General features: G+C 70.4%; 16 protein-coding genes. 6 read left to right on the top strand and 10 right to left on the bottom strand.

Features of this window, described 5'->3' with window-relative positions:
* Positions 1-34 precede the first annotated feature (34 nt).
* Both ABC304_RS01450 and ABC304_RS01445 read right to left on the bottom strand, forming a co-directional pair.
* Positions 35-1,624, bottom strand: a complete 1,590-nt coding sequence (locus ABC304_RS01450) for an MDR family MFS transporter (RefSeq protein WP_412928546.1) — start codon at positions 1,622-1,624, stop codon at positions 35-37.
* Complete coding sequence (locus ABC304_RS01445; RefSeq protein ID WP_412928545.1) at positions 1,621-2,247, bottom strand: PadR family transcriptional regulator; 627 nt, start codon at positions 2,245-2,247, stop codon at positions 1,621-1,623. Before ABC304_RS01445 ends, ABC304_RS01450 begins: the two co-directional genes overlap by 4 nt.
* Positions 2,248-2,335: 88 nt before the next feature.
* On the opposite strand from ABC304_RS01445, the gene ABC304_RS01440 reads away from it, so the two are divergent.
* Positions 2,336-3,265 carry a phosphoribosylaminoimidazolesuccinocarboxamide synthase gene (locus tag ABC304_RS01440; RefSeq protein WP_412928544.1) on the top strand — a complete coding sequence of 310 codons (930 nt, stop codon included), beginning with the start codon at positions 2,336-2,338 and terminating at the stop codon, positions 3,263-3,265.
* 11 nt (positions 3,266-3,276) lie between these two features.
* On the opposite strand, the gene ABC304_RS01435 is transcribed toward ABC304_RS01440, so the two are convergent.
* Positions 3,277-4,854 carry a hypothetical protein gene (locus tag ABC304_RS01435; protein ID WP_412928543.1) on the bottom strand — a complete coding sequence of 526 codons (1,578 nt, stop codon included), beginning with the start codon at positions 4,852-4,854 and terminating at the stop codon, positions 3,277-3,279.
* On the bottom strand, positions 4,836-5,648 hold the full coding sequence (locus tag ABC304_RS01430) for an ABC transporter ATP-binding protein (RefSeq protein ID WP_412928542.1): 813 nt from the start codon (positions 5,646-5,648) through the stop codon (positions 4,836-4,838). Before ABC304_RS01430 ends, ABC304_RS01435 begins: the two co-directional genes overlap by 19 nt.
* Before the next feature lie 127 nt (positions 5,649-5,775).
* Here ABC304_RS01430 and ABC304_RS01425 point away from each other — a divergent pair, with 127 nt between their 5' ends.
* Entirely contained in the window at positions 5,776-7,113 is a 1,338-nt protein-coding gene (locus ABC304_RS01425; RefSeq protein WP_412928541.1) for a uracil-xanthine permease family protein, read from the top strand.
* A gap of 453 nt (positions 7,114-7,566) precedes the next feature.
* Here ABC304_RS01425 and ABC304_RS01420 read toward each other — a convergent pair whose 3' ends face one another.
* From ABC304_RS01420 to ABC304_RS01400, 5 genes are all read right to left on the bottom strand, one after another.
* A complete protein-coding gene (locus ABC304_RS01420; RefSeq protein ID WP_412928540.1) occupies positions 7,567-8,583 on the bottom strand; it encodes a LacI family DNA-binding transcriptional regulator in 1,017 nt (338 codons plus the stop codon).
* Between the two features lie 14 nt (positions 8,584-8,597).
* A complete protein-coding gene (locus ABC304_RS01415) occupies positions 8,598-10,055 on the bottom strand; it encodes a GH1 family beta-glucosidase (protein WP_412928539.1) in 1,458 nt (485 codons plus the stop codon).
* A gap of 56 nt (positions 10,056-10,111) precedes the next feature.
* A complete protein-coding gene (locus ABC304_RS01410) occupies positions 10,112-11,026 on the bottom strand; it encodes a carbohydrate ABC transporter permease (RefSeq protein WP_412928538.1) in 915 nt (304 codons plus the stop codon).
* Entirely contained in the window at positions 11,023-12,054 is a 1,032-nt protein-coding gene (locus ABC304_RS01405; protein ID WP_412928537.1) for a carbohydrate ABC transporter permease, read from the bottom strand. Before ABC304_RS01405 ends, ABC304_RS01410 begins: the two co-directional genes overlap by 4 nt.
* Before the next feature lie 100 nt (positions 12,055-12,154).
* Positions 12,155-13,432 carry an ABC transporter substrate-binding protein gene (locus ABC304_RS01400; RefSeq protein WP_412928536.1) on the bottom strand — a complete coding sequence of 426 codons (1,278 nt, stop codon included), beginning with the start codon at positions 13,430-13,432 and terminating at the stop codon, positions 12,155-12,157.
* Between the two features lie 258 nt (positions 13,433-13,690).
* On the opposite strand from ABC304_RS01400, the gene purS reads away from it, so the two are divergent.
* The 4 genes from purS to ABC304_RS01380 all read left to right on the top strand — a co-directional run bounded on the left by purS (position 13,691) and on the right by ABC304_RS01380 (position 16,998).
* Complete coding sequence (gene purS, locus ABC304_RS01395) at positions 13,691-13,939, top strand: phosphoribosylformylglycinamidine synthase subunit PurS (protein WP_127094336.1); 249 nt, start codon at positions 13,691-13,693, stop codon at positions 13,937-13,939.
* The gene (purQ, locus tag ABC304_RS01390; RefSeq protein WP_412928535.1) at positions 13,936-14,643 is read left to right on the top strand and encodes a phosphoribosylformylglycinamidine synthase subunit PurQ; all 708 of its coding nucleotides are present in this window, start codon (positions 13,936-13,938) and stop codon (positions 14,641-14,643) included. The genes purS and purQ overlap by 4 nt, the downstream gene beginning before the upstream one ends.
* An 86-nt stretch (positions 14,644-14,729) precedes the next feature.
* Positions 14,730-16,040, top strand: a complete 1,311-nt coding sequence (locus tag ABC304_RS01385; RefSeq protein WP_412928534.1) for a hypothetical protein — start codon at positions 14,730-14,732, stop codon at positions 16,038-16,040.
* 22 nt (positions 16,041-16,062) lie between these two features.
* Entirely contained in the window at positions 16,063-16,998 is a 936-nt protein-coding gene (locus ABC304_RS01380) for a 2-hydroxyacid dehydrogenase (RefSeq protein WP_412928533.1), read from the top strand.
* A 61-nt stretch (positions 16,999-17,059) separates the two neighbouring features.
* Here the strand turns inward: ABC304_RS01380 and ABC304_RS01375 are convergent, their stop codons facing one another.
* The gene (locus ABC304_RS01375) at positions 17,060-17,581 is read right to left on the bottom strand and encodes an adenine phosphoribosyltransferase (protein ID WP_412928532.1); all 522 of its coding nucleotides are present in this window, start codon (positions 17,579-17,581) and stop codon (positions 17,060-17,062) included.
* Between the last annotated feature and the right edge of the window lie 40 nt (positions 17,582-17,621).

Below are 17,621 nucleotides of genomic sequence, written 5' to 3'. Positions count from 1 at the left end.
CGGCATTCCCACGCCTTTGCCAGGCTGGTGGAGATCAGTCGCGCGTCGAGGCGGGAGCCGCCTCCGGCTGCTGCGCGGCGTGCCACTGCGCGGTGCTCGAGGCCTTCGGGCGACGGAGGAACAGCACCGCCACGACGCCGACGAGGATCGCCCCGGCGGGGAGCAGGATCGACTGCGCCATCGCCGTGGAGAACCCTCCGACGACCATGTCGGGCAGCTGACCCGTGCCGAATCCGGCCGACTCCGAGGCGCCGGGCAGGTTCGCCTCCAGGCGCGCCTGCATGAACGCGGCGATGGCCGCCGAACCGAGCACCGAGCCGATGACGCGCGTCGTGTTGTAGATGCCGGCGCCCGCGCCGGCCTGATGCATCGGCAGGTTGCGGGTGGCCGTGGTGGCCAGCGGCCCCCACATGCCCGCGTTGCCGAAGCCCATGAGCAGCGACGGGATGAGGAACAGCCAGATCGGGGTGTCGGGGGTCATCAGCGCGGCGTAGACGACCAGCGCCGCCGCGACGAGCAGCAGCCCGGGCACGAGGAGGAAGCGCGGGTCGATGCGGTCGAGCAGGCGCCCGGCGAACGGCGAGAGCACCCCGGCGGCGATCGCCATGGGCACGAGCAGCAGCGCGGCCTCGGTCGGGGTCAGCCCTCGGGCGAGCTGGTAGTAGAACATCATCGGCAGCGACATGCTGGTCACCGTGAATCCGACCGCGGCGATGCCGAGGTTGGCGACGCCGAAGTTGCGGTCGCGGAACAGCCCGAGCGGCACGAGGGCCTCGCTCCTGGTCTTGGCCTGCTGCCAGAGGAAGATTCCCAGCACGACCACGCCGGCGATGATCATGGACCACACCGAGATCGGGCCCCAGATGACGCCCCAGTCGTAGGTCTCGCCCTCCTGCAGGCCGAAGACGAGGAGGAAGAGCGCGACGGCGCTCAGCACGACGCCGAGCACGTCGAAGCGGTGCGGGTTGGTCTCGAGCTTCGGCACGAGGATCCACGCGAGCACGAAGCCGATGATGCCCACCGGGATGTTGATGAAGAAGATCCACTCCCAGCCGAGGCCGTCCACCAGGAGGCCGCCGGCCAGCGGGCCGACGAGCATGGCGACACCGGAGGTCGCGCCCCACAGGCCCATCGCCGCGCCGCGGCGGTTCGGCGGGAAGGTGCGCGTGATGATCGCCATCGTCTGCGGCGTCAGCAGCGCGGCGCCGATGCCCTGCACCGCGCGCATGGCGACGAGCATGCCGAGCGAGCCCGACAGTCCGCACCCGAGCGAGGCGAGCGTGAAGACCACGAGTCCGATGAGATAAATGTTCTTCGGCCCGAAGCGGTCGCCCAGGCGTCCCGTGATCAGCAGCGGCACGGCGTAGGCGAGGAGGTAGGCCGACGTCACCCACACCACGTTGTCGAGGTTGTTGGTGTCCGAGTCGAGCGCCGCCTTGATGGCGGGGTTCGCCACCGAGACGATCGTCGTGTCGACCAGGATCATGAAGAAACCGATGACCAGGGCCCAGAGGGCGGGCCATGGATTGCGCTCGGTGACGGAGGCGGGGGCTGAGGGCCCGGATCGTGCGGAGCTGGATCCTGCGCGGTCGGATGCCGCGGCTCGGGTGTTCTGCTCGGTCATAGCCGTGCGGCCTTTCGTTCGGAGAGATAGGTGTCGGTGGAGGGGCCGAGCTCGTCGGCTCCCCACGGGAAGCTCTGGTCGTCGAGCCGGTCGAGGAGCCCGTCGAGCCAGCGCAGCTCGGTCTCGAGCAGCACGGCCTCGCGCTCGACCTCGAGGAGGTAGACCTCGGGCACGGCCCGCTCGAGCGCGTCCTCGCGCCCGTCGCGGTGCAGGGCGTACTGGCCCTCGAGGCCCGCGCGACGGGCACGCAGCAGGTCGACGACCTCGGCGCGGTCGAGGTTGTGCGCCTCCGCCAGCGCGATGCGGAACTCGGCGGGGTGATCGGTGCGCGGGAGCTCACGGCGCACCCATTCCCTGACCGCCTCCGCGCCCTCGTCGGTCAGGGTGTACGTGGTGCGCTCGGGGCGGTTGCCGTCACGGTCGACGCGCACCTGCGCCACGAGACCCGCCCGCTCGAGGCGCCCGACCGTGTGGTACAGCGTGCCGTTGGTGATGGACACCAGGCGATCCTCGCGACGGCCGCGCATCAGCCGCATCATCTCGTACGGGTGCATGTCGCCCTCGACGAGCAGCGCGAGCACCATGGTGCCCAGCGGGGTCAGACGGTCGACGGCGCTCTTCACGATGTCCTCACTCCAGACGGATTAGCCCACATGGACTATACCGCGGTCATCCGCCAGCCGGGGCGACCGGCTCCGCGATAATGGCGGGGTGAGCGCATCCCTCGACATCCCCGGCTGGCGGCACGTCTACTCGGGAAAGGTCCGGGACCTCTACCTCCCCGTGGAGGCGGAGACGGATGCCGCAGCCGACCGTCTGCTCGTGGTGGCGAGCGACCGCGTCAGCGCGTTCGATCACGTGCTCGAGCCGGGCATCCCGGACAAGGGCGAGCTGCTGACGACCCTCAGCCTGTGGTGGTTCGACCAGCTCTCCGGCGGCGACGGTGGCCGCAGCATCCCGAATCACCTCGTCGCCGACCACGTCCTGGGCGACGATGACGAGCCGGTCGAGCTCATCCCGGCCGCCGTGCGCGGTCGTGCGATGCTCGTCCGCGCGCTGGACATGCACCCCGTCGAGTGCGTCGTGCGCGGCTATCTCACCGGCAGCGGCTGGGCGGAGTACCGCGCGGAGGGGACGGTGTGCGGCATCCCGCTCCCCGAGGGTCTCTCCGACGGCGACCGCCTGCCGGAGCCCCTCTTCACACCCGCCTACAAGGCGCCGATGGGCGAGCACGACGAGAACATCTCGTTCGAGCGCACGGTCGAGCTGGTCGGAGCCGAGGTCGCCGCGGCGCTGCGCGACACCTCGCTGGAGATCTACCGCCGCGCCGCCGCCGTCGCCGAGGCGCGCGGGCTGATCCTCGCCGACACGAAGTTCGAATTCGGCACCGACGCGCACGGCGTGCTGACGCTGGCCGACGAGGTGCTGACCAGCGATTCGTCGCGGTACTGGGATGCCGCGGCCTGGCGCTCCGGCACGACGCCGGCCGAGCGGATGGCGAGCTTCGACAAGCAGATCGTCCGCGACTGGCTGGCCGCGCACTGGGACAAGACGGGCACGCCGCCCGAGCTCCCCGCCGAGATCATCGAGCGCACGGCCGACCGCTACCGGGAGCTGCTGGAGCGCCTCACCGGCGACTGACCCGCTGCACGTCAGGCGTTCTTCATCGCCTTGAGCCGTGACAGCAGCACCGGTCCGTTGCGGTCCAGGGCGCGCCCGCCGAGCCGGATCCCGACGATCACCAGGATCACGCCCATCACCACGCCGACGAGGCCGCCGATCACGCTGAGCACCGCGTTCCCGGTGAAGAACGCGATGAGGCCGATCACGATCGTCGGCGTCGACAGCCCGATGGCGATCAGCCAGATGAGCATGGCCGCCATCCCCTGCAGGAAGGTCGTCCCCGGCACGCGCGTGAAGGGACTGTCCCCGGAGGAGGCGACGGGAACCACGAACTGCGCGGAGGTCACGGCGCAGACGCCGTAGGACGTCAGGAGGATGCCCAGTGCCATTCCGAGGATGCCGGGGAACTGCCCCCACAGGCCCGAGAAGACGAACGGCACGATGGCCGCGATGAGGATGATCGGCACCGCGATAGCGGCGGCGGCGAGCGTGCGGCCGGCGCGGTCCGCGCGTCCCGGCGCTCCGGTGGCGAGCTCCGTCCCGTAGGCGGTGCCGTCGAAGGAGATGTCGGCGTACAGCGCGATCCCCACGATGACGGCGATGAGCGGGGCGGCGAAGCTGAGACCGGCGGCCACGTCGCCGTCGCGCAGGTAGAACCACAGCAGCACGGGCACGAGCGGCACGCCGATCAGCTGACGCAGGTAGCGCGGATCGCGCAGCCAGTACGTGAGCGACCGGGCGAACACGGCACCGGTCGCGGTGGCCGGCACGCGTCCGAACCAGCCGATCCTGCCGGGGCGCACGGCCTCGGCCGACGACTGCCCGGGGTGTGCGAGGGTGTTGCGCAGCGACCAGCCCCACAGCAGCCACAGGAGCACGAGGGTGGCCGCGGCGATGACCAGCTTGAGGGCGGCCGCGATCCAGTCGCCGGCGGCGGCATCCGCCGGCACCGCCCACGCGGCCCCCAGCGGCGTCCACCCGAGCACGCGGACGACGACGGCGAGCGTGTCGATGTTGAGGGCGAACCCCGTCGCGACCCCCGCGATGATCGGGCCCGCGAGGATCAGCGGGATCATCACGAAGATGCCCGACGCCTCGCGGAACCTCCGCCGGCCTCCGAGCCCCGACGTCAGCGACGACACGGCGCGTGAGGCGACGACGGCGGTGAGGATCGCGAGCGGGAGCGAGAGCACGGATGCCGCGACCGCCGCCGGCCAGTGCACCCAGGTGGCGATCGTGCCGAGCGCCGCGACGGACGTGACGATGCCGGGGATGCCGACCACGCCCGCGAGCGTGAGGGCGACCATCATCCGCCGGAGCGACATCGGGAAGACGACGAGCCGCTGCGGATCGAGCGTGTTGTCGGCGCCGAACACCAGGAGGGGGCCGAGGATCCAGCCGACCGTCACCAGCGTGCCCACGCCGACGATGACGTTCGCCGCCACCTCCTGCGGCGCGAAGCCGAGGAAGACGAGCCCGACGATCGCGCCGCCGAGCACCCCGAGTCCGTAGAGGGCGCCGAAGATGAAGCCGACGAGCTGCCAGGGGCTCCGCGACAGCTGGTTGGCCAGCACGCGGAACCGCAGCTTCAGGAGCGTCGCAACCATTCCGGCCCCTCCGTGTGACGGCGGCCGCCGACGAGGTCGACGAAGCGGTCCTGCAGCGACTGGCCGGCGCGCACCTCGTCGACGGTGCCGGCGACCAGCAGCCGTCCTGCCGCGATGACGGCGACGTGGTCGCAGAGACGCTGCACGAGGTCCATGGAGTGACTCGACACGATCACGGTGCCGCCGCCGCGGACGTAGCCGGTCAGGATGTCCTGGATGTTGGCCGCCGAGACCGGATCGACGGACTCGAAGGGCTCGTCGAGCACGAGCACGCGGGGCGCGTGGACCAGGGCGCACGCGAGGGCGATCTTCTTCGTCATGCCCGCGGAGTAGTCCACGACGAGGGTGCCGCCGGCATCCGTCATGTCCATGAGCGCCAGCAGGTCGGCGGTGCGCCGCGCGATCTCGTCCTGCGGGATGCCGAACAGCAGGCCGTTGTAGGTGACGAGCTGCTCTCCGGTGAGGCGGTCGAACAGCTTCACGCCGTCGGCGAGGTTGCCCAGCATCCCCTTCGCCATCACGGGCTCGCGCCACACGTCGACGCCGTGGATGAACGCCTGCCCCGCATCGGGGACGAGGAGGCCGGTCGCCATCGACAGGCTGGTGGTCTTGCCCGCGCCGTTCGGGCCGACGAGGCCGTAGAACGAGCCGGTCGGCACGGTGAGGGTCACGCCGTCGACGGCGACCTTCTCGCCGAACCGCTTGACGAGCCCGACGAGCTCGACGGCGGCGTCGCCGGCCGGACCGGACGTGGCGGGGGCGAGGAGCTGGTCCTGCGGCGGGATATCGGTCACGGCACCACCCTCTCGGACGCGGCCGCCGACGCGCAAATGCGTCGCGGCATCCTGCGCCGGATCGTTTCGATCGGTCGCTATCGTGAGCGAGGCGGCCCGACCTCCGCCCGGGAGAGAAGGATCCGCGATGCCCATCTGGAAGCTGCACGGGAACGGCCGGACGGTCGAGCCGGGGGCCGTCGTCCGCCCCGACGAGCGCCTGAACTGGCCCGCGACGATCGCCGTCGGTGTCCAGCACGTGATCGCCATGTTCGGCGCGACGTTCCTCGTGCCGGTGCTGACCGGATTCCCGGTCTCGACGACGTTGCTGTTCTCCGGCATCGGGACGCTGCTGTTCCTGCTCATCACGCGCAACAAGCTGCCGAGCTACCTCGGGTCGTCGTTCGCGTTCATCGCTCCGGTCACCGCGGCGACCGCCTCGCAGGGGATGGGCTCGGCGCTGGCGGGCATCGTGGCCGTCGGCCTCCTGCTCGCCGCCGTGGGCGCGATCGTGCAGATCGCCGGACTCGGGTGGGTGGACCGCCTCATGCCCCCGGTCGTCGCGGGCGCGATCGTCGCGCTGATCGGCTTCAACCTCGCCCCCGTGGCCTGGTCGAACTTCAAGCTGCAGCCGCTGCCCGGCACCATCACCCTCGTCGCCGTCATCCTGTTCAGCGTGCTGTTCCGTGGCTTCCTCGGCCGGGTCTCGATCTTCCTGGGCGTCATCGTCGGCTACCTCGCGACAGTGCTCATCCAGCTGAGCACCGGCGAGCAGCTGATCGACTTCGGCGCGGTGGCGGATGCCGCATGGATCGGCCTGCCCACCTTCCAGATCGCCGACTTCGGCAACCCGGGCACATGGTCGGTCATCGCGATGTTCCTCCCGGTGGTGCTGGTGCTGATCGCCGAGAACGTCGGGCACGTGCGCGGCGTCGCGACCATGACCGGGGCGGAGGTCAACAAGCAGACCGGCCGCGCCCTCATCGCCGACGGCGCGGCGACGACCGTGGCCGGATTCTTCGGCGGCTCGGGAACGACCACCTACGGCGAGAACATCGGCGTCATGGCCGCGACCCGCGTCTACTCCACCGCCGCGTACTGGGTGGCCGGCACGGCTGCGATCGTGCTGAGCCTCTCCCCCAAGGTCGGCGCCGTCTTCAACACGATCCCCGCCGGCGTGCTCGGCGGCGTGACCACCGCGCTCTACGGCCTGATCGGCATCATCGGTATCAAGATCTGGGTCGACAACCGCGTGGACTTCTCCCGCCCCGTCAACCAGTACACGGGAGCCGTCGCCCTGGTCATCGCCATCGCCGGCTTCACGATGCAGTGGGGCGACTTCCAGCTCGGCGCGATCGTGATCGGCGCCGCCGCCGCGCTCCTCATCTACCACCTGGGCAACGCGATCGCCCGCTGGCGCCGCACGGGCGCCGACGACGGCGGCCCGATCCCCGCGGTCGGTCAGCTCGGCGGCGATCCGCAGTAGGTCGGCTGCGCGGCGGCTCGGCTGCTCTGCCGCGCGGCTGCTCTGCTTTCGGCTGCTCTGCTGCGACCGCCTGGCCGCTCTCCCCGGGTCACCAGCTCGCGGCACATTCTCCAGAAGCCGTTGAACTTCACGCTCACACAGACCGGTGGCGCGGTGTTTCCTCGCTCGCTCGCACGCATCACCTGCCCCCCATCCGACCGTCCGTCTGTCCGTCTGTCCGTCCGTCCGTCCGTGGAGCCTCATGGCTGTGTGAGCGTGAAGTGCAACGGCCGTGCGAGAACATGCGGCGCCGCGGGCGCAGCGCTGATCGTGAGGAGATGTGGGGAACGGGAGGAGGATGCCGCGGCATCCGTCCTCCGGATCGACACGTCTCCTCCTGTTGCGCATGCGCGAAGCGAAAGGGCAAGAACAGAAGGGGGCGGGTGCGAAACAGCAGGGGGTCGGGCTGCGAGATCAGACCGAGTCGCGCACGACCAGCTCGGTCTCGAGGATCGTCACGCGCTCGGGCTCGCGACCGGCGAGGATGTCCAGCAGCACGCTCGCCATGTGCTCGCCCTGCTCGCGCGAGGGCTGGCGCATGGTCGTGAGCGCGGGGGTCACCGACGTCGCGACGGGCGAATCGTCGAATCCCATCACCGCCATGTCGGACGGCACGCCCACGCCCTCGGCGGCCAGGACGGCCAGCACTCCGCGGGCCATCAGGTCGCTCGCGACGAAGACCGCGTCGGGGCGGTCGCCGGGGAGTTCGAGGATGCGGCGCATCGCGTGCGCTCCCCCGTCGGCGGTGAAGTTGCCGTCCTCGATCGGACCCTCGGGCAGGTTCGCGGCCGCGAGCGCATCGCGCCACCCCTGGAGGCGGTCGACGCCGGCGGGCATGTCGGCGGGTCCGGTGATCGTCGCGATGCGACGGCGCCCGTTCGCGATCAGGAACTCGGTCGCCTCCCGGCCGCCCTGCACGTTGTCGACGTCGACGTAGAACGCGTCGGCGCGCTCACGGACGGGGCGTCCGCCGTAGACGACCGGCACGGAAGAGGCGATCCGGTCGATGAACGTGTCGCTCGTGTGGTGCGACACGATGATCGCCCCGTCGATGCTGCCGCTGCGGACGTAGGCGGTGGTCTTGTCGCCCGGGTCGTCGCTGGCGATGAAGAGGTTGAGCACGTAGTCGGAGCGACTCAGGCGCGCGTTGATGCCGGCCACCACCGACGCGAAGAACGGGTCGCCGAAGAACCGCGTGATGTCCTCGGGCACCACGAGGGCGATCGCGTGCGTCTGACGACTCGCGAGCGACCTCGCCGCGCGGTTCGGCACGTAGTTGAGCTCGGCGATCGCCCGCCGCACCGACTCGAGCGCAGAGGGACTCACGGCGGTCGAGCCGTTCACGACCCGCGACACGGTCGAGCGGGACACGCCGGCGGTGGCGGCCACCTCTTCGATCGTCACCGACCCCTTGATCGCGGTGGTGCTCATCCTGCCCTCCCCGGCTACGGCGCCGGGTGGGCGTCCAACGTCCGTGCGGCGATGATCCGACCGTACTCGCGTCCGCTGTCCTTCACGGCACGTTCCTGGGTGTCGTAGTCGACCCGGACGATCCCGAAGCGCTTCTCGTAGCCCCAGGCCCACTCGAAGTTGTCCAGCAGCGACCAGTAGAAGTAGCCGCGCACGTCGACGCCGTCCTCGACGGCGTCGAGCACCGCGCCGAGGTGCGCGCGCACGAAGTCGACGCGCTCCGCGTCGTGCACGCGCACGTCACCGTCCTCGGTCGTCGGCTCGTCGTCGTAGGCGGCGCCGTTCTCGGTGACGTAGAGCACGGTGCCGGCGGGCTGGGCGTACTCGTCCCACACCCGGTTCAGCAGGCGGGTGAGCCCCTCGGGCTGCACGTCCCAGAACATCGACGTCTGCGGGAGGCCGCGGTCGTGCCAGTAGACGCCGTCCGCCGCGGGGAACGGGGAGGCGACCTCCCGGTCGGTCGGGGCGTCGCCGCTGCGGGCGGGCTGGGCCGGAGGCTGCGCGCCGACGAGTTCGCCGTGGTAGTAGTTCACGCCGAGGGCGTCCAGCCGCGTCGAGATCACGTCGAGGTCGCCGGGCTGCACGGCCGCGTCGAACGCGTCGGCCGCGGCGGGGTCGGCGGCGCGGATGTCGGCCATTACGTCCGCGGGGTAGAAGCCGCGAAACACCGGATCCAGGAACCACCGGTTGAAGCGGCCGTCGATCTTGGCGGCGGCCGCAGCATCCGCCTCGTCCGTCGGATCCACCGCGTCGGCGACCGTGAGATTGAGCGTGATGCCCAGCTCGAGGGAGGAGTCGCGCGCCCGCAGCTCGCGCACGGCCTGACCGTGGCCGAGCAGCAGGTGATGGGACGCGAGCATGCCCTCCGCGACGCTGGTGTGCCCGGGAGCGTGGATGCCGGCGGTGTAGCTGAGGAACGACGAGCACCACGGCTCGTTCAGCGTCGTCCACACCTTCACGCGGTCGCCGAGCGCCTCGTGCATGTCGAGGGCGTACTCGGTGAAGCGCTCCGCGGTGTCGCGGACGGTCCAGCCGCCCCCGTCCTGCAGGGCCTGCGGGAGGTCCCAGTGGTAGAGCGTGAGCCAGGGCAGGATGCCGGCGCCGAGCAGTTCGTCGACCAGGCGGGAGTAGTAGTCCACGCCCGCGGGGTTGATCGCACCGCCGTCGGGGCGCACGCGCGACCACGACGTCGAGAAGCGGTACGTCTGGAGGCCCATCCGCTTCATGAGGGCGACGTCGTCGCGATACAGGTGGTACTGGTCGCAAGCCACCTCGCCGTCGTCGCCGTTGATCACGGCACCGGGGACGCGGCAGAAGGCATCCCAGATCGAGTCGCGACGACCGTCCTCGTGAGCGGCCCCCTCGACCTGGAAGGCGGCGGTCGCGGCTCCGAAGAGGAACGACTCGGGGAACGGGCGTGCGAGGGAGGGCATCGGGACCGTGGTCCTTTCAGGAGAGCGACGTGCGACGAGCGTATCGAGGGAAATCGTCATCCCTTCACCGCCCCCGCCATGATGCCGCTCACCAGCTGCTTGCCGGCGAACACGAAGAGGATCAGCAGCGGGATCGTCGACAGCAGCACGCCCGCCAGCACGATCGAATAGTCCACGAAGTAGTTGCCCTGGAGGAGCGACAGCGCCACCGGGAGGGTGGGGCTCTGCCGATCGAGCACGATGAACGGCCAGAAGAACTGATTCCACGCGCCGACGAAGGTGAACAGGAACAGCATGGCCGCGGCCGGTCGGGCGGCGACCGCGCCGACCGTCCAGAAGGTGCGGATCATGGATGCCCCGTCCACGCGTGCCGCCTCGATGAGCTCGTCGGGCACCGTCTGGCTGAGGTACTGCGTCATCCAGAAGACCCCGAAGGCGCTGGTCAGCGCCGGCACGATGATCGCGCCGATCTGCCCGGTCCAGCCGAGGTCGGAGAACAGGATGTACAGCGGCACCACGCCCAGCTGCATCGGCACGGCCATGGTGGCCACCACGAACGCGAGCAGCCACTTGCCGCCCCTGAACCGCAGCTTCGCGAACGCCCAGCCGGCGAGCGTCGAGAAGATCACCACGGAGGCCGCGATGAGGGTGGAGCTGAAGATCGAGTTCCACAGCGCGAGCCAGAAGTTCACAGCCGGGTCGTTGACCACCGACAGGGCGTTCGAGATGAAGTTGCCGCCCGGCAGCCACGACATGTTCGGGTCGTTGATCGTCGACGGCGTCCCCGAGCCGATCAGGAACGACCAGTAGTAGGGGAAGACGGCCGACAGGACGACCACGCCCAGACCGATGTACACGGTCTTGCCCGCGCGGATCCCGCGGATGCGGGTGGTGCGCTCGGCGCGACGCCGGCCCGCGTTGGGCAGGTTCTCCTCGATGACCGCCAGAGGCGGGGTGCTGACGGCACTCACGACCGGACTCCCTTCCGACGCCGGGGGCGCACGACGCCCCGGCCGCCGTCATCGCGGACGAGCCGTCGCGTGATGACCAGATTGATGAGGCCGATGGCCAGGATGATGATGAAGAGGATCCACGCCAGGGCGGCGGCGCGGCCGAAGTTGAACTGTCCCCAGCCGATGTTGTAGAGGTACAGGGTGATCGTCAGCCACTGCTGAGCCGCCCCACCCTCCCCCGTGTTGTCGAACATGCGGGGCTCGTCGAAGATCTGCAGTCCGCCGATGGTCGAGGTGATGACGACGAAGATCAGCGTCGGTCGCAGCGAGGGCAGCGTGATGCTCACGAACTGGCGGAGCGCGTTGGCACCGTCCACGGTCGCCGCCTCGTAGTACTCGCGCGGCACCGCCTGCATCGCGGCCAGGAGGATGAGCGCGTTGTAGCCGGTCCAGCGGAAGTTCACCATCGTGGAGATGGCGATGTGACTCCAGAACGGGTCGGTGTGCCAGGGGATCGCCGTCATGCCCAGGTCGGTGAGGACGTCGTTCACGAGACCGTGGTTGTCGCCGAACATGTTGCTGAAGATCAGGGCGACGGCGACCGGCGCCATGACGTAGGGCAGCAGCACGCTCATGCGCCAGAACGTCTTGGCGCGGATGTTGCGGTCCAGCATCGCCGCGATCACGATCGCGAGGACGAGCTGGGGGATCGTGGACAGCAGGAAGATGCTGAAGGTGTTGCGCAGGGCCGTCCAGAACTTGGGGTCGTTGAGGATCCACTGGTACTGCTCGAAGCCGACGAAGGTGCCCGAATTGCGCACCAGATCCCACTCCTGGAACGAGATGACGGCGGTGAAGACGATCGGGAAGAGCCCGATGATGGCGAAGAGGATGAAGAACGGGGCGATGTAGACGTAGGGCGAGTAGCGGAAGTCCCACCGGCTGAGCCGGTTGCGGAACGTGAGGACGCTCTTGGTCTGGGGTTCCCGCTGAGCGGGTGTGCGCGGCTCCGGTGCCGTCCTCGCGCGGGTTTCGGTCACGGTCACGTGGGTCTCCCTGTCGTGTGTCTCTGGCGGTCTGCGAGCACCCCCGGAGGGGCGGATGCTGCGGGCCGCGCCGTGCGGCGCGACCCGCAGCATCGATTCGTCAGAAGGCCTCGACCTCGGCGACGTAGGTGTTCCACGACGTGGTCTTGTCCTCCGTGCCGTCGAACACGCGGTTGATCGCGTTCTGCAGGGCGTCGTGGTACTTGTAGTAGTTCGCGCTCTTGTAGGGGCGCACGGTCACGGCCTTGGCCCGGTCGGCGCCGATCTCACCGGTCTTGGCGTCGCCGAAGTAGGGGTTGGTGTAGCCCGTGAGCTTGTCGATCGAGTAGGCCTCGGTCTGGCTCGGGAAGGCGCCGACGTTGACGAACGCCTCGACCTGCTGCTCGGGGGCGGACAGCCAGGCGGCCAGCTCCTGTGCTGCAGCGACGTTCTTGCCGTTCGCCGGGATGGTCAGGTAAGAACCGCCCCAGTTGCCGCCGCCGTTGGGGAACGTGTTCGCGATCTTCCAGTCGGAGACCTCGGGGGCGTAGCCGGCGATGATGCCCTGCATCCAGCCGGGGCACAGCACGGTGGCGAACTCGTCCTCCTGGAAGGCTGCGATCCAGTCGTCGCCCCACTGCTTGGAGTAGGCCGCGTTGGGGACGGCGCGGTCGATGACGGTCTCGTACGTGTCCTCGATCTCGGGGTTCGTCGTGGCGATCACCTCGCCGTCCGGCTTGTCGTAGGTGTACTCCATCTGGTTGACGATGCCCTGCAGCACCGAGTTGGCCGAGTCGATCATGGCCTTGCCGGTGGCCGCCTTGTACTGGTCGGCGACGTCGAAGTAGGTGTTCCAGTCGCCGTCGAACAGCGCCTCGACGTCGGCGGGCTCCGTCGGCAGACCCGCGGCGGCGAACAGGTCGGAGCGATAGCAGATCGCCTGCGGCCCGATGTCGGTGCCGTACCCGATGAGGTTGCCCTCGGGGTCGGTCGCGGCGGCTTCCTTCCAGTCCAGCCAGCGACCCTTGAGGTCGTCGGGGACCGGCGCCAGCAGGTCGGAGTACTGCATGGCCTCGGAGAGCCAGTCGACCTCCACGGCCTCGATGTCGGCGAGCCCCTCCTTGCCGAGCTTCTGGAAGTAGTTCTTGCGGGCGTCGCCGGACTCGGCGGCCTTGTTGTGCACGATCGTCACGTTCGGGTGCTCGTCCGTGTACTTCTTGAGGAACTCGTCGGTGTAGCCGAAGTTGTTGAACGTCGCGATCGTCAGCGTGATCTTCTCATCGCCGGATCCGCCGGACGCGCCGGGCGTCGAGCCCGCCGAGCAGCCGGCCAGGACGAGGGCGGTGGTGGATGCGGCGGCCAGCGCGAGGGCCGTCCTCCGGAAGGCAGAGGTGTTCACTGTCACTCCTTTGTGTTGTCAGGTGGGTCTTGCTCACGGTGCCCGCGATCCCGTCATGGGAGCGCTCTCACGATGTGAGGCCTCACGCTATGGGATCGCTCCCACGCGGGTCAAGAGAGCGCTCCCATGATCAGGTCACAGTTGTGTCACGGTGGGGCGGGCTCGGTGGTGGGGTCCGTCGCGCGCGCGTTTCCTCGCCGGGCGCGTCACGCCCGTAGACTGGCGGCGACCCCTTCCCGCGACATCCGGAGCTGGCCCATGCCCACCATCGTCGTCGACGTCATGCCCAAGGCCGAGCTTCTGGACCCCCAGGGGAAGGCCGTCTCCGGGGCGCTCAGCCGCCTCGGGATGGACGAGTTCGCGGGCGTCCGCATCGGCAAGCGCTTCGAGCTGACCGTCGAGGGCGAGGTCGGCGAGGACGTCCTGGCCAAGGCCCGCCGGATCGCCGAGGACATCCTGTCGAACTCCGTCATCGAGGACGTCGTGGGCATCGAGGTCGTGGAGTGACCGTCCGCGTCGGGGTCATCACCTTCCCCGGCTCGCTGGACGACCGCGACGCCCAGCGCGCCGTGCGCCTCGCGGGCGCCGAGGCGGTCGCGCTGTGGCACGGGTCGCACGACCTCGACGGCGTCGACGCCCTGGTGCTGCCGGGTGGCTTCAGCTACGGCGACTACCTGCGCGCGGGGGCGATCGCCGCGCTCGCGCCGATCATGAGCGAGGTGAAGGACGCCGCGGGTCGCGGCATGCCCATCCTCGGCATCTGCAACGGCTTCCAGATGCTCGTCGAGGCGCGTCTGCTGCCGGGCGCACTGATCCGCAACGCGAACCAGCAGTTCATCCGCCGCGACCAGCGGCTGCGCGTGGAGAACGCGGACACCGCGTGGACCAGCGGGTTCGAGGCCGGACAGGAGATCGTCATCCCGCTGAAGAACGCCGACGGCGGTTACATCGCCGACGCGGAGACGCTCGCCCGCGTCGAAGGCGAAGGACTCGTCGCGTTCCGCTACCTCGGCGTGAACCCCAACGGCTCGCTCGACGACATCGCCGGCCTCACCAACGAGCGCGGCAACGTCGTGGGACTCATGCCGCACCCCGAGCACGCCGTCGAGGCCGGGTTCGGTCCCGACACCCGCTCGGCCATGCGCTCCGGCGAAGACGGCCGCACGTTCTTCGAGTCGGCGATCTCCGCCGTCGTCACCGCCGCCGCCTGACCCTCACCCTCCGCCCCGCCGGCGTCACCGCTGTCGGGGCGGACATCGCTCCTGACGCTAAGGTGATCGCGGAAGGGGGTTGACACGTGGTTCCGAGCGCGGATGATGACGCCCTTCGCGAGCGATCAACGGATGCCACGGGCACCCCTTTCGTCGAGCAGACTCCGCGGGCCGCGGCATACGGTTCCACGTCCACCGGATCGCCGCTCGTCGACACGACGGGCCGCGGTGCCACCTCCACCTCGGCGCCGACCTCGGCGCCGACCTGGGCGCCGACCTCGCCTCCGATGCCGGCGCCGCCCCGGGAGCCGGCGACACGCGCCGCCCAGCGCGCCGCAGGTCGCGCGCTGAACGCCGAGCCGTCGACGGCGGAGCTGAGCCCGCAGGTGCTGTGGGCTCCTCCCCCGAAGCGACGCCGACGGCGCGGCCTCATCTGGGGCATCGTCATCGCCGCGGTGCTGCTGGTGGCCGCCGGGGTCGTGGCGTTCCTGCTGTACCAGAACGCCCGCGCCGCAGCGGAGGCGAGCGGAGCGGCGGCCGCAGCATCCGTTGAGGACTACTTCACCGCCATCGCCTCAGGCGACGCCGCCACCGCGCTCACTTTCGTCGACGGCGCGCCCACCGGCGGACTGCTCACCGACGACGCGCTCGCGGCGTCGGCGGCCCTCGCCCCGCTCACCGGGATCAGCGCGACGTCCGACCCCATCTGGGGCGACAGCGGTCAGGTCCGCGTCAGCTACGTGCTCGGCGGCAGGCCGGTCACGGCCGCGTACGACGTGACCGACATCGACGGAGACGCCGTGTGGACGATCGCCGACGTTCCCGAGGTGCAGCTCGGCTCGCGGCTCGCGGGGCTGCCCGTGCTGCTGGCCGGCGTCCCGTTCACGAACGGGACCATCGACGCGTTCCCGGGCACATATCCGGCAACCATGGGCGGCGACGTCTACACGGTCGCGGCGGATGCCACCGTGACGGTGACCGGTCCGCAGGAGGCCACCGTCGGGCCGGACGTCGTCCCCTCGCTGACGGATGCCGGCGTGCAGGCGTACCGGACCGCGGTGGCGTCCGCGGTGAACACCTGCCTGGCGTCCCGGGCGCTCGCCTCCGGGTGCGGGCTCGACCTCCCGCCCACCCTCTCGGACGGCACGACGCTGTACGACGGCACCGTGTTCCGCACGCTGACCCCCGAAGCGCAGGCGGGACTGGCCGCCGTCGTGCCGGAGCTCGACCCGACGCAGTCCGCCCTCGCTGAGAGCGGGATGATCGGCGCGGTCGCGGCGGCGGCGAACTGCACGCAAGGTCAGGCGAACGGCGAGTGCGACATCGTCGACGCTCCCGCGCTCACCGGCGCGACGGTCGACCTGACGCAGTCGACGCCGGCCGTGACCTGGCGGTAGCACCGGCGGCTAGCGTGGACGGATGACCCCCGGCATCCGCTCCCTGTCCGTGTCCGTGCCGTCCGACGAGCTCGCGGGCGATCTGCGGCCGCTTCCCGACGGCGTCGAGCTGATCGTCTGGCCGATGACGCAGCCCGCCCCGCGCGACCGCATCGATCTGGTCGTGGCGCCGTACATGTCGATGCAGAACGTGCTCTCGGCGCTCGACGGCGTGACCACCGAACTCGTCCAGGGCCAGTCGATCGGCTACGAGGGCGTCGAGGACCTGTTGCCCGACGGCTACGTCTTCGCCAATGCCTCGAGCGTCCACGAGACCTCGACCGCGGAGCTCGCGCTCGCCCTGACGCTGGCCGCGCAGCGGCACATCCCGGAGTTCGTCCGTGCCCAGCCCGAGGGCCGGTGGGCGCAGGAGACCACCGCGAGCCTGGCCGATCGCCGGGTGCTCCTGCTCGGCTACGGCGGCGTCGGTAAGGCCATCGCGGCACGGCTCGCGCCGTTCGAGGTCGAGGTCGTCGCCGTCGCCCGCACCCCCCGCGACGAGGACGGCGTCGCGGTGCACGCGATGGACGAGCTGCCGGAGCTGCTCGCCACCGCCGACATCCTCATCGCCAGCCTCCCCGGCGGCGAGGAGACCCGCCATCTCGTCGACGACGCCGCGCTCTCCGCCCTCCCCGACGGTGCGCTCGTGGTCAACGTCGGCCGCGGACCGCTCATCGACACCGATGCGCTCGTCGCGCACGTCGGCCGCGGACGCATCCGCGCCGCGCTGGATGTCACCGACCCCGAACCGCTGCCGCAGGACCACCCGCTGTGGACGCTGCCGGGCGTCCTCATCGCGCCGCACGTCGGCGGTGCGTCCAGCGCGATGCGCCCCCGGATCGCGCGACTCGTGAAGCGCCAGATCGAGCGCATGGCCGCGGGCGAGGAGCCGCTCAACGTCGTCATCGACAAGCGCTGAGCCGCGGGCGGGCGTCGGCTTCGGACCGACGTCTCGCGCTGTCCGGTTGAGCGTCTCCGGGTCAGGCGGTGAACACCGTGTGCACGTCGCCGACGATCGCTCGGCCGCCGAGAGCCTCGAGCTCCATCAGCACCGCCGTGCCCACGACCTCTCCCCCGACGGCGGCGACCAGCTCGTGCGCGGCGCAGAGCGTTCCGCCCGTCGCCAGCACGTCGTCGACCAGCAGCACGCGCGTGCCCGGGGCGATGTCGTCGTGGATCTCGATGACCGCCTCGCCGTATTCGAGCGAGAAGGCGACGGATGCCGCGGGCCGGGGCAGCTTCCCCGCCTTGCGGATCGGCACCAGACCCACGCCTGCGGCGATCGCCACCGCGCCCGCCAGGATGAACCCCCGCGCCTCGATGCCGGCGACGACGTCGAACCGTCCGTCGAACGGCTCCGTCAGTGCGGCGATCACGTCGGCCAGGGCTCGCGGATCGGCGAGCAGCGGCGTGATGTCGCGAAAGAGCACGCCCTCCCGCGGATAGTCGGGGATCGACGTGATCAGGGCTTCGGCGCGGTCGAGGGCTTCGGTGGTCGGCACCGCGCCAGCCTACGCGCGCGACCCGTTTCCGCCGATCCGG

It is taken from the genome of Microbacterium jepli (genome assembly GCF_047237905.1).
Classification (GTDB): Bacteria; Actinomycetota; Actinomycetes; order Actinomycetales; family Microbacteriaceae; genus Microbacterium.
The sequence above is the reverse complement of the archived record's forward strand: the minus strand, read 5'-3'. Positions and strand labels throughout refer to the sequence as shown.

Bases quoted from the DNA above. Each gene is read 5' to 3' on its own strand.
- ABC304_RS01450 (WP_412928546.1), bottom strand. From the start codon at position 1,624: ATGACCGAGCAGAACACCCGAGCCGCGGCATCCGACCGCGCAGGATCC.
- ABC304_RS01435 (WP_412928543.1), bottom strand. From the start codon at position 4,854: ATGGTTGCGACGCTCCTGAAGCTGCGGTTCCGCGTGCTGGCCAACCAG.
- ABC304_RS01425 (WP_412928541.1), top strand. From the start codon at position 5,776: ATGCCCATCTGGAAGCTGCACGGGAACGGCCGGACGGTCGAGCCGGGG.
- ABC304_RS01420 (WP_412928540.1), bottom strand. From the start codon at position 8,583: ATGAGCACCACCGCGATCAAGGGGTCGGTGACGATCGAAGAGGTGGCC.
- ABC304_RS01415 (WP_412928539.1), bottom strand. From the start codon at position 10,055: ATGCCCTCCCTCGCACGCCCGTTCCCCGAGTCGTTCCTCTTCGGAGCC.
- purS (WP_127094336.1), top strand. From the start codon at position 13,691: ATGCCCACCATCGTCGTCGACGTCATGCCCAAGGCCGAGCTTCTGGAC.
- ABC304_RS01380 (WP_412928533.1), top strand. From the start codon at position 16,063: ATGACCCCCGGCATCCGCTCCCTGTCCGTGTCCGTGCCGTCCGACGAG.